The sequence below is a fragment of the Methylobacterium sp. CM6257 genome, assembly GCF_054611515.1.
The window spans coordinates 617,031-629,426 of sequence record NZ_CM137735.1; the positions used below are offsets into that span (position 1 = coordinate 617,031).

At 67.1% G+C, this 12,396-nt stretch carries 7 protein-coding genes; 1 reads left to right on the plus strand and 6 read right to left on the minus strand.

Annotated elements, in window-relative coordinates; genetic code table 11:
• Positions 1-279: 279 nt before the first annotated feature.
• From ACYCO6_RS03010 to ACYCO6_RS03035, 6 genes are all read right to left on the minus strand, one after another.
• Positions 280-4,227: an ATP-binding protein gene (locus ACYCO6_RS03010; RefSeq protein ID WP_459769150.1), complete on the minus strand. Its 3,948-nt coding sequence runs from the start codon at positions 4,225-4,227 to the stop codon at positions 280-282.
• A gap of 438 nt (positions 4,228-4,665) precedes the next feature.
• A complete protein-coding gene (locus ACYCO6_RS03015; protein WP_459769152.1) occupies positions 4,666-5,436 on the minus strand; it encodes an ABC transporter ATP-binding protein in 771 nt (256 codons plus the stop codon).
• A 6-nt stretch (positions 5,437-5,442) separates the two neighbouring features.
• Positions 5,443-7,287 carry a branched-chain amino acid ABC transporter ATP-binding protein/permease gene (locus ACYCO6_RS03020; protein WP_459769154.1) on the minus strand — a complete coding sequence of 615 codons (1,845 nt, stop codon included), beginning with the start codon at positions 7,285-7,287 and terminating at the stop codon, positions 5,443-5,445.
• Positions 7,284-8,159: a branched-chain amino acid ABC transporter permease gene (locus ACYCO6_RS03025; RefSeq protein WP_459769156.1), complete on the minus strand. Its 876-nt coding sequence runs from the start codon at positions 8,157-8,159 to the stop codon at positions 7,284-7,286. The genes ACYCO6_RS03020 and ACYCO6_RS03025 overlap by 4 nt, the downstream gene beginning before the upstream one ends.
• Before the next feature lie 97 nt (positions 8,160-8,256).
• Complete coding sequence (locus ACYCO6_RS03030) at positions 8,257-9,420, minus strand: ABC transporter substrate-binding protein (RefSeq protein ID WP_459769158.1); 1,164 nt, start codon at positions 9,418-9,420, stop codon at positions 8,257-8,259.
• A 617-nt stretch (positions 9,421-10,037) separates the two neighbouring features.
• Entirely contained in the window at positions 10,038-10,904 is an 867-nt protein-coding gene (locus ACYCO6_RS03035; RefSeq protein WP_459769159.1) for a LysR family transcriptional regulator, read from the minus strand.
• A 58-nt stretch (positions 10,905-10,962) separates the two neighbouring features.
• On the opposite strand from ACYCO6_RS03035, the gene ACYCO6_RS03040 reads away from it, so the two are divergent.
• Complete coding sequence (locus ACYCO6_RS03040; RefSeq protein ID WP_459769161.1) at positions 10,963-12,210, plus strand: YbfB/YjiJ family MFS transporter; 1,248 nt, start codon at positions 10,963-10,965, stop codon at positions 12,208-12,210.
• The last annotated feature ends 186 nt before the right edge of the window (positions 12,211-12,396 follow it).

Consider the following 12,396-nt stretch of genomic DNA (forward strand, 5'->3'; position numbering starts at 1 on the left):
AAGGCTGAGGTCGGCCTTCGCATCGATAGAGGCAGCTTCCGCAAAAGGAGTTCTGGGGTCTCGACGGGCTTGAGGCTTCGCATGCGCGTTGCTCCGGACTTCTCCAGATCCGGCCGTCGGCTTCGCGTCCATTGTCGCCGCTCGGATGAACCCGGCATCATCTCGGACGCGGACGCTGCCGCAGCAGAGGTCCTGGACCTGAGTGGCGCCATCAGAGAACCGTCCAGGCCCGCGGTGGGGAGAGCTGGTTTGCTCCTCGAACCGGCATCTCCAAGGGGACTACCGAATGCTGTCTTGAGGGACGCGGCCTCGATGACCGATGACCTGCCTCAACACCCGCGAGAGCTCGTCGGCCGCATAGGGCTTGTGCAGCAACTCGAAGCCATGGCTACCCTCCTGGGCGAGCACGTGGCTGTAGCCCGAGGTCAGCACCACCGGCAGATCGGGTAGCCGCCGTCGCAGCTCATCGGCCAGCGCAAGCCCGCCCATGCCCGGCATCACCACATCCGAGAACACCACGTCGAACCCGTCGCCGTCCGAGCCAAGCCGCTCCAGGGCCGCCTCGGCGTTCGCCGCCCACTCCGGCGCATAGCCAAGGTCTTCCAGGATCTGGGTCGCGAAGCGGCCGACCTCGACGTTGTCCTCGACCACGAGAACCTTCCGGCCGGCTCCGTCGGTCGCCCCGGCTTCACCAGCCTGCTCGAAAACAGCCGCATCCGTCACGTCAACTTCGGGGAGGTACAGCGTGAAAGTGGTACCCGCACCCACTGCGCTCGCCACGTCGATGTCGCCGCCCGACTGCTTGGCGAAGCCAAACACCTGGGACAGCCCAAGCCCGGTGCCCTTGCCCACCTCCTTGGTGGTGAAGAACGGCTCGAAGATGCGGGTGAGATCGCTCGGTGTAATGCCCGTGCCGGTGTCCGTCAGCGAGACCGCGACGAAGGCTGAACGGGAGCCGGCGTGGCCGCGGATCGCCGGAAGCGGATGATGGCAGGCCAACCGCAGGGTCAGCGTGCCTGCGCCATCCATCGCGTCACGGGCGTTGACTGCCATGTTGACCAGAGCGGTCTCGAATTGGCTGCGATCGCAGCGGGCGTAGCAGGGGGTGTCCGGCGCCTCCAGGACAACCCGGATGCGGGCGCCGGTGACTGTGTCGAGCATATCGGCAATGCCGCGCAGACAGGCGCCGACCTCGAAGGTCTCAGGCTTGAGCGCCTGCCGCCGGGCGAAGGCGAGAAGCTGGCCGGTGAGCTTGGCGGCCCGGTCCACCGTGTCCGACACCGCGTCCATGTATCGCCGCCGCCGCTCCTCCGGCAGATTCGGCCGTTGCAGGAAATCCACCGACGAGCGGATGATGGTCAGCAGGTTGTTGAAGTCGTGCGCCACGCCACCGGTGAGCTGGCCCACCGCCTCCATCTTCTGGGCTTGGCGCAGAGCTTCCTGGGCCTTCAGGCGCTCGCCCAGCTCCTCGGAGATGCGCTGCTCAAGGCGATCATTCAGCGCCTGCAACCCCTGCTCAGCGCGCCGCCGCTCGGTAACGTCCATGATCACGCCGGCGAGCCGCCGTCCCCGGCCCGGTGATATCGAGTGCTGGCCCACCGCGAGCACGATCCGCTCGCCATCACCGCCAATAACGCGGTATTCGGCACGGTAGGGTGTCGAGGCGGCAATCGACTGCGAGATCACCTCCTGCACGCGTGATCGGTCCTGCGGGTGAATGCCGGCAATGAAGGATGCGAGCGGCAGGCCGGCGGCCTCAGAGTCCTCCCGGTTGACGCCGAACAGCGCAGCGATCGGCCCGAGCACCGCCACCTTGTCGGTGTCGATCTCCCACTCGAAGATGCCGACGCCTCCCGTCGAGAGCGCCATAGACAGCCGGTCCTGGCTGATGCGGAAACGTTGCTCGCTCGCCCAGATCGCCCGGTTGGCCTCGCGGCGCACTTCGGCCACCTGGATGGTCGCGTTGACGCGGGCCAGGAGTTCGCGGGCCGCGAAGGGCTTCACAAGATAGTCGTCGGCCCCGGCATTGAGGCCCTCGATCTTGGCCTCCTCGCCGGCTCGTGCGGAGAGCATGATCACCGGAACCCCGGCGATGCCAGGCTCTCGGCGAACCGCGCGCAGCAACCCGAAGCCGTCGAGCTTCGGCATCATCACGTCCGTCAGGAGCAGGTCCGGCGACGTGGTGCACGCGACCGCGAGAGCCTCCTCCCCATCGCCCACGGCTTTCACCCGGTAGCCCTGGCTCTCGAGCAGCCGCGCGACGTAGCTGCGCATGTCGGCGTTGTCGTCGGCGAGGAGCACGTATCTACCTGCCCCGACCCTCTGGGATCCGTCGGGCGCAATCGCCTCCAGTCCGGCGGTTGACAGCTCTCCGGCGGCCTCGAGCGGCGCAGCCTCTGGCAACCACCGCAGCGCCTCCTCCAGGTACTCGTGCGCGTTTGCCACAGGTGCCGCCGGATCGGCGGCGTGGTCGCGCACTTGCGCAGCCGGGAGGTGAAAGCGCCCGAGCGGAAGCGTAATCGTGAAGGTTGTGCCCTGACCGACGGTGCTCTCGACGGCGATCTCGCTTCCGTGCAGCCGGACGAGCTCCTGTACGAGAGCGAGCCCGATCCCGCTTCCCTCGAAACTGCGTCCCTGCACGCCCTCGACGCGGTAAAATCGCTCGAACAGCTTCGGGATCTCGGGGGCCTGGATGCCGATGCCCGTATCCGCGACCGCGACGCGGGCAGCGCGACCGTCCGCCGAGGGCTCAACGGTCACCGTGATCCCGCCACGCATCGTGAACTTGAAGGCGTTGGACAGGAGATTGAGAACGATTTTCTCCCACAGCTCCCGGTCGACGTACGACGGCAGAGGCAGCGGCTTGCAGCGGACCTCGAGAGAGAGGCCGGCCCGCTCGACGGCCGAGCGGAAGCTGGAGGCGATCTCGCCTGTGAGTTGGCACAGGTCCACCGGCTCGAAAACGGCGCTCACCCGCCCTGCTTCGAGGCGCGAGAAGTCGAGCAGGCTGTTGACCAAGCGCAGCAGGCGCGTGCCGTTCCGATGGGCGAGCTCCACCTGCGCGCGTACGGCATCGCTGCCCGAGCCGCTCTCCAGCACCTCCTCAAGAGGGCCGAGCATCAGGGTGAGAGGCGTGCGGAACTCATGGCTGACGTTGGAGAAGAAGGCGGTCTTGGCCCGATCGAGTTCGGCCAGAGCCTCGGCGCGGCGCCGCTCCTCCTCATGGGCATCGGCACTGGCGATGGCTGCCGAGATCTGCCCCGCCACGAGGCCGAGGAAGGCGCGATAGTCCTTGTCGAACAGCCGGTATGGGTTGAGGCCCACGACCAGCACGCCGCCGCGGCCGGTGTCACTGCTGGCCGGTACAGGCAGCACTGCGGCCCGATCGGGCGGACGCTTCCAGACGCCAGCGGTCCCGATCGGGGCGATCTCACCCAGGTTCCCGACGAGATGCACCTCCTGGGAGCGGGCCACGGACCCGATCGGCCAGGAACTGCCATCGTCGAGCCCGATACGGCTGCCGACACCGGCGGACGCGGGGTCCAGGCCCGTCACGGCGGCGAGTTCGGCCTCCTCTTGGCCAGGCTCGACGATGTAGAGCAGAGCGAACGTGATGTCGTGCGGATCACGCGCCAGTGCGGCCGCGCTACGCTCACAGGCTTCCCGCCAGGACCGCGCCGGCACGGTCTCGGCCGCCAGTTCACGCAGCAACGCGAGCTGACGGTCGCCGACGACCCTGTGCGTGTCCTCGCTGTTGGCGCAGATGATGCCGCCCGGCTGGCCGTCGTCGCCGGGGATCGGACTGTACGAGAAGGTGTAGTAGGTCTCTTCTGGGTATCCGTTGCGCTCCATGATCAGGAGCTGCTCTTCGACAAAGGTCCCCTCGATGCCGCCCATGGCAGTCGCGAGTAGGGGGCCGATATCGGCCCAGATTTCACGCCACACCTCCGCGGTTGGACGGCCGAGAGCCGAGGGGTGCTTTCCGCCGATGATCGATTTGTAGGCGTCGTTGTACAGGAAGGTGAGACCGGGCCCCCAGCCGATCCAGATCGGCTGCCGGGAGGTGAGCATGATCCGCACTGCGGTCTTGAGACTCTGAGGCCAGGCATGGGCCGAGCCGAGGGGTGTGGAGGCCCAATCTTGCGTGCGGATGAGCGCGCCGAGTTCGCCTCCCCCCGCGAGGAAACTGAGCTCCGGATGGCCTTCGGGGAGTGGGCGTTCGGCCACTGCGGTCTTCACTGGTCTGCGGGATTTGGCGATCTAGGCGTTTACGAGCGATTGCGCCCATGCGCCAGCGAGACCGGTAGCTCGGGCACCCCCTCAAGGCGCTTGGCCTCATCGGCTTCCCTCAGCCGGGACAATGCGAGCCGTGGGCCAGCCTCCGCATGGCAGCCGTGATCTCTGATCGTTCGACGACCGTACACGCTCTCAGCGAACCTTGGCTGATCCCCGACAGGCGGACGTTCGCCTAGCACTCATTGCCGCCGTCCAGCCGAACCCGGCAGCGGACGCTCCTACAGCGAAGGTTCCGGGTCAGGATCACGCCAGGAGCCGACATCGGGCCCGCTGGGCGGCTTGCCACCCGTTGCGGTCTCCCGGGGTGCCTGCTTCCGGGCAGCGCAGCGCGGTGAAACCGTGCATCACCTGAACCGCCAAGCTCCCCTCTTACAAGCGTTCCTGTGAGACCAGGACCGCAGGCTTCGTGCGTCCTCCGAGATACGCCGACCGGATTTCGTCGTTAGCCCATAGCGCATGCGGTTCGCCTTCCAAGACGAGCCGGCCGGTCTCCAGCACGTAGCCGCGATCGGCCACCGAGAGACCCATCCGGGCGTTCTGCTCGACCAGCAGCACTGTGGTCCCGCGGCGGCGCACCTCGGCGATGATCGCGAACACCGCCTGGACGATCACCGGAGCCAGGCCGAGCGAGGGCTCGTCGAGAAGCAGGATGCGGGGCTTGGCCATCAGGCCGCGGGCGAGCGCCACCATCTGGAGTTGGCCGCCGGACAGCGTCCAGCCCAGCGCATTGCCGAACCGGCGGATGTCCGGAAAGAGGTCGAACATCGCCTCGACCTCGTCGCGCAGGGCTCGCTTGGTGAGGCCTGTTCGGTTCGAGGCGCCCAGCATGATGTTCTCGCGCACGGTCAGGCCCGGGAAGATCCGGCGCCCCTCCGGCACGTGGGCAACGCCCAGGCGCACGATCGCCTCCGGCTTGAGGCCCTCCAAAGGCTGCCCCTCCAGCAGGATCGTGCCGGCGGCGGGTCTCACCACACCCGAGATCGCCTTCAGGGTCGTCGACTTGCCGGCGCCATTCGAGCCGAGCAGGGTCACGACCTCCCCGGCGCCCACGGAGAACGACAGCCCGCGCACGGCCTCGATCTCCCCGTAGCGGACGACGAGATCGCGGATCTCCAGAAGCGGTGTCGAGAGCGGCGCCATCGCGGGTCACACCGGAGCGAGGTCGGTCTTGAGGCTCGCCGCTGGGCCCGCGGAGGCGTCCTCGCCGAGATAGGCCTCGATCACCGCGGGCTCGCGCAGGACGCCCGCGGTGACGCCGTCGGCGATGCGGCGGCCGAAGTTCAGGACGGTGACGTGGCTCGCCACGTCGCTCACCAGCGTCATGTCGTGGTCGATGATCAGGATGGTCAGGCCCTTGGCCGCCATCCGCCGCAGCAGCCCCGTGAGGGCGATCTTCTCGCTGGAATTGAGCCCCGCGGCCGGCTCGTCGAGGAGGAGGAGCACGGGGTTGCCGGCGAGCGCCCGCGCGATCTCGATCAGGCGCTGGTGGCCGTACGAGAAGCCGGAGATCGGCTCCTGCGCCCGCGTTTCGAGCCCCACGAAGGCCAGGGCCGACCGCGCGCGGGCCTCCAGCGCCGCCCGGTCGCGGGCGGCCAGCGGGTTGTTGGGACGCTCGGCCCCAATGATGACGTTCTCTAGGGCGCTCATGGAGCGGAACAGGCGGATGTTCTGGAAGGTGCGCCCGATCCCGGCCGCCGCCCGCCGGTGCGGCGGCAGATGGGTGACGTCCCGGCCGGCCAGGCGCACGCTGCCGCCCGTCGGGCTGTAGAGGCCCGAGAGGACGTTGAGCGTCGTGGTCTTGCCGGAGCCGTTCGGACCTATCAGCGCGTGGATTCCGCCCCGCGCCACCGTGAAGCTCACCGCGTCCACGGCCTTGAGACCACCGAAGTGCTTGGCCAGCCCCGACACCTCCAGCATCGGCGCGGCGGAGGCCTCATCCTGGACCAGCGTCAGCTCGGCCGCCTGCGGCGGTGCCGGGCGGGCTCGGCGCAGGCGCCGGACCTGATCGCCGAGGAAGCCCCAGATCCCGTCGGGCATGAACACCACGATCAGGATCACCGCGAGCCCGTAGATCGCGAGGTAGAGCCCCGGGATCTCCTTGAGGAAGCGGAGCCATTCAGGGATCAGGATCAGCAGGGCGGTGCCGATCACGGCGCCCACCGGCGAGCCGACGCCGCCGAGCAGCGCCATCGTCAGGAAGACGATCGATTCGGCGAAGGAGAACTGGTCGGGGCTGATGTAGGTGAAGCTGCCGGCGAACAGGCCGCCGCCGAGGCCCGCGAGCAGCGCCCCGAGGGCGAAGGCGGCAACCTTGGTGCGGTAGATGTCGATGCCCGAGACGCCCGCGGCGAGTTCGTTGTCGCGCACCGCGCGCATGGCGCGCCCGAGCCGGGTCTGCGGCATGTGCCAGACGAGCCAACCGACCACGGCCAGCACGAGCACGCAGAGGGCGAGATAGCTCTGTCCGTCTGCGAAGAGGGCGGGGCGGCGGATGTTGGGTACCCCGTCCGGCCCGTGCGTCACCGGGATCCAGTTGGTCAGCACCAGCGTCAGGATCTGCTGGAACGAGATCGTCACCATGGCAAGATAGTGGCCGCCGAGCCGCAGGGTGGAGGCGCCGAGCGCAGCGCCGAGCACCACGGCGAGGCCGAGGCCGATGACCAAGCAGATCCAGAAGTTCAGCCCGCCGTCGACCGTGCCGAGGCCGACCGCGTAGGCGCCGATACCGAAAAACGCGGCCTGGGCCAGGTTGATCTGCCCGCACAGGCCCAGCACGACGGTGAGCCCGATCACCGCGATGGCGTAGGTCGCCGCCTGCATCAGGATGTTCAGGGCGTAGCCGCTGAGCGGCGTCGTCGCGGCAAGCGCCACGGTGGCGACCGCAAGAGCCGCATAGGCGAGGCTGCCGAGCGGCAGCCGGCGGCGTGCGGCGGGCGTGCGGACCGGAGCCGCGGCGGCCGGGCCGGCGATCGGGGAAGGGGGGGCGCTCATGCCTTCTCCGCCACGCGCTCGCCGAACAGGCCCTGCGGGCGCACGACGAGGAAGATCACGAGGACCAGGAAGGCGAAGGCGTCCTTGTAGGGCACCGAGATGTAGGCCGCCCCGAAGGTCTCGATGATGCCGAGCGCCAAGCCGCCGATGATCGCGCCGGTCACGTCGCCGAAGCCGCCGATGATGGTCGCCGCGAAGGCCTTGAGGGCGATCGTGGCGCCCATCTGGATCGACACGAATAGAACGGGCGCCACGAGGATGCCGGCGATCCCGCCGAGCACCGCGCTGTACACGAAGGTCAGCATGATCATCCCGGCCACGGGAATTCCGAGGAGCGCGGCCATCTCCTTGTCCTGCGAGGTCGCCTGAAGCTTCTTGCCGATCAGCGTGTGCTCGAAGAACCAGTACTGGAACGCCACCAGCGTCGCCGTAACGGCGATGATCAGCAGGTACTGGCTGTCGAGGAAGACCGGGCCGAGCAGAAAGCCTTGCGTCTCGAAGACGGGCGGCAGCACCTGCGGTTGCGGACCGTAGAGGGCGAGGGTGGTGTTGGCCAGGAAGATCGAGGCGCCGATGGTCGAGATGATCACCGGTAGGTAACTGCGGTGTCGCAGCGGATAGTAGACGCCCAGGTTAAACAGGGCACCGAGCAGCGCCATCCCGCCGATGGTGAGGAGGATCGACAACCAGTACGGCCATTGGAGGTCGACGGCGAAGACGACCATCAGGAAGGCCGCCACCATCGAGAACTCGCCCTGGGCGAAGTTCACCACGTTGGTGGCGCGGAAGATCAGCACGAAGCCGAGCGCCACCAGGGCGTAGACGGAGCCGATGCCGATCCCGGTGAAGAGGAGTTGCAGGATCAGGTCCATGCGGTCCGCACGCGTTGCCTCTCCGGGGGATGCCCCCGGGACCGTGCCGACCCTGCCGGATCGGTGCGGCCGCGGGGCCTGTCTCGATCCGGGCGTTTCAGCCCTGGTAGAAATCGATCCGCCGATCGAAGACGATGTTACCCTTGTCGTTGCGCACGACGTTGTAGCCGTGCAGACCGTCACCGTTTTTATCGAAGTTGTAGGTGCCCTCGGCGCCCTCGTGGCCGCGCACTGCAAGAAGAGCTTCGCGGATTGCCTGCGGATCGGTCTTGCCCGCCGCGTTGATCGCCTTGGCGAGCACCGTGACCGCGTCGAAGGTCCAGGACGACTGGTTGTCGGGCGCGATCTTCGTCGCCGCCCGGTAGGCCTTGCCGTAGGCGCGGGCGGCGTCGCTCGATTCCTCGGCGTAGTCGGCCACGCCGTAGGTGCCGTACAGGGACGGCCCGGCGAGCTTCAGGGCCGTCACGTTGGTGATCGACGGGGAGCCGACCCAGGGCGCGGTGACGCCGAGCTGGCGCAACTGCCTCGCAAAGATCCCGATGTCGTTCTCGAAGGTGAAGTACGAGCCGATGACGTCGGCGCCCGACTGGCGTATCGCCAGTACGACCGGCGTGAAGTCCTGGCTCTGGTTGGTGTAGCCCTGGTCGAGGGCGACCGTGGCGCCACTCTTGGCGAGGCTCTCGGCCAGCGCCTTGGCGCCGCTTGTGCCGAAGGCGTCGGTGGAGTGGATGATTGCCCACTTCTTCTTGCCGAGCCCGTTGACGCCGTGCTCGGCGATCACGCGGGCCGAGAAGCTGTCGTTGGGACGGAAGCGGAAGAGCCAGGGGTTGCCGAGCTGCGTCAGCACCGGGTCGGTGCCGCCGAAGCAGACGGGCTTGCCGGTCTTCAGGATGTCGGGGGCCATGGCATGGTTCTGGGTCGAGCGGATCGAGCCCAGGAAGCCGACGAGGTCGCTCTGCGAGGCGAGCTTGGAGAAGGCGAAGACCGCACCGGGATTGGTGGTCTGGTCGTCCTCAGTGACGATCTCAAGTGGCTTGCCGAGCACGCCGCCGGCTTTGTTGACCGCCTCTAGGGCGATCTTGGCGCCGCTCAGCGCGTAGCGGCCCGCATCTGCGCCCGGCCCCGTCACCGGCAGCACCATGCCAATCCGGATCGTCGAGCCGGCACCCTGGGCGCAGGCCGAGCGGATCACTCCCGGCGCCAGACCGCCCGCGACTGCGGATGCGGCACCCGTCAAGAAAACGCGACGCGTTGTCCTCATTGGCGTATCCGTCCCATCGCCGATGCTGAGGCCCGGCGTTGCTGACAATGGGCCATACTCCGCGTGTCGCTGTCTATCCTGCAGCACGTTCGGTGGTCTGCTTCGATGAGAGGAAGACTTAAGATCGTCACTCGACGGCGTCCGGCTGGGCGCGGCAGGAGGGAGGAGCGATCGCTGCGAAACGCTGACGCAATACAGTCTGTTAAGAGGTGCGGCCGAAGCGCCAGTGATGGAATGGGTGTGAAGCGGAACGTGTGCTCACTGGTAACAGGTCAATGGCGATTTGGCGTGCGTTCGGGGCTCAAGAGCTTTGTTGCACCAGGGGCCAGTTCCGGGACGCTGCAGGCCTCGGCGGAATGGGGAATTTTTCAGGCATTTACCTGAGCGGCATGGAACGTCCGCTTGCCTGCAGCTTGAGCCGGGAGGCGGAAAGCCATTATCGAACCTTTTCTGAGCTGCAGGCAAAATATTTGCGCGCATGATTTGGGTGAGATCGGGCGTTCGGAGTTGAAAAGTCATACACGACTTCTTTGACGGCCACGTGCCTGTTTAAGAATGGGGCCGAATCCAGATCAAAGACACTGCATTGAGAGCGGCAGCGGATTTTGTACGGACGCTCAGGCGTTGACGGTGCCACGGGGCAGCAATTTCATAAGTGACTGCAGCGGGGCACTAGCCTCGCCTGACCACACGAGATGGGTTCGGTTGACGCGGAGGTGCGGCGGCAACGAGTGGCGCTCAACCGCCGTACTCAGGACAGCGTGTTCGAGGACCTCCGCTGGTACAATCGCCACACCCGTGCCAGCCGCAACACAAGCCACGATGGCGTGGTACGAACTCATCTCCAAGATCCGGTCAGGCGATGTGCCGCTTTCGGCCAGCCACTCGGAAAGGCGCTGGCGATAGGAACAGCCATGCGGGAACGCCACCAGCGTCCGCCCACTCAACGCCATAGCGTCAGGGATGGCAGGGCCGTGCTGAGCGGTGATCAACACCAGCTCCTCGCTGAAGGCTGGAATTGATGAGAGACCGCCTCTTTCAAAGGGCTCGGATACGAAGGCGGCCTCGACTTCGAAGCGTTCCAACCGGCGCAGCAACGCGCGGGTTGTGCCGGTTTGCAGCTCGATCGTGACGTTGGGATGCTGCGCATGGAAGGCGGAAAGGATTGGCGGCAGCCGTGCGCCGGCCGTGCTTTCCAGCGCGCCGAGCCGCAGCACACCGCGCACGATACCGCTGCGCAACTCCTGCTCGGCTAAGTCAGCCATTTGCAGCAACTTCTCAGCATGACCGAGGAGGGTGCGTCCGGTTTCCGTCAGGGTCAGACTGCGGCCCTGACGGTGAAACAAGGCTACCCCCAGCCGCTCCTCAAGCTGCTTGATCCGAGTGGTGACATTGGAGGGCACCCGGTGCAGCTGCGCTGCCGCCCGCGTGATTCCGCCTTCCCGCACGACGCAGCGAAAGATGTGAAGGTCGTCGAGATCCATCGTTCTCATCTGAAGAACGATAGGTCACAATAATTCATTTTCCAAGATCGATCGGTCGGTGTTCAATCGGTTGCCGATGAGCACAAGCCAGCACACCCTCACCCTATCCAACCGCGCGACTTGGCCGATTGTCAGCAGCGGCACCGTTGCTCTCGCCATCGCCATGGGGATCGGCCGGTTCGCCTTCACGCCGCTCATGCCGCTGATGATTCGGGACGGCACCCTGAGCGCAGCAGCCGGTGCGGAGTGGGCGACCGCCAACTATGTCGGCTACTTCGTCGGCGCCCTGACGGCCTCATGGTTCGCCGGCAACCCGCGTTGCGGTCTGTTGCTGAGCCTGCTTGGCATCGCGCTGACAACGCTGGCGATGGCAGCGATCGATGCCGGCGCGCTCGCCCTTGTCGGCGCTGGGCTGCGCGCGGCAGCAGGCGTATTCAGTGCCTGGGCGCTGGTCTGCACGAGCGGCTGGTGCTTGGCTGAACTTGCTCGGCATCGGGCCGGCCATCTGGGCGCCTGGATCTACACCGGCGTTGGCCTCGGCATCGCGCTGGCTGGCGTGCTGACTTGGCTCGGCGGACGTCAACTGGCAGACGCGCTATGGCTCGAGCTGGGACTGGTCGCCGGCGCCGGAGCGCTGCTCGCGTGGGCGCAGTCACACGGGCAGAGTATGACCCCGCCAGGGATCATGGAGCGTGAGGCCGCCGCGGTCGCACCGATCCGCCTGAGCAGGCAGCTGGCCCTGGTGTTCTGCTACGGGACCTTCGGCTTCGGTTACATCGTCCCGGCGACATTCCTTCCGGCCATGGCGCGCGAGCTTGCCCCTGATCCTCTGGTGTTCGGATTGACCTGGCCGCTATTCGGCTTGGCCGCTGCCATGTCGGTGGCAGCCGTAGCGCTTTGGTTGCCTCGCGGGTCCCGCCAGCGCATCTGGGCTCTGGCACAAGGCATCATGGCGCTCGGCACCGCCCTCCCTCTATTCGTTCAGACCCTCTCGGCCATCGCTGCATCGGCGGTCTTCGTAGGCGGCACGTTCATGGTTGCCACCATGGCCGGCTTGCAGTTGGCGCGTGAAGCGCGGCCAGACAATCCGACGCCGCTGCTCGCTCAGATGACCGCCGCGTTTGCCGCTGGACAGATCGCCGGCCCGCTTATGGTGCGCGCTATCGGAGCCGGCCGCTGGGCCGGCTGGGATGCGCTGGGCTGGACCGGCGCGATCGCCACGCTGCTGCTGGTCCTAACGGCGCTGTGGCTGTGGCGCGCTGCGCCACCCTGCCCGGAAGCCAGAGATCGGCTTAACGGTCCCTGACCACTCTGCCACCGCCGGGCCGCCCGTCCTGGGTCCACGCAGGATCTTGCGATCGGCGTTGAGGGCCGCAAGCGGCTGGTCAGTCTTACTCTTCATGGTGCTCCGAAGCGGACCGGCGGCGTCCGGCCAAATCGACTTCTCAAGGAGCGGGGTTGTCCTACCGGGATGCGAGCTGCCTCGATCCGA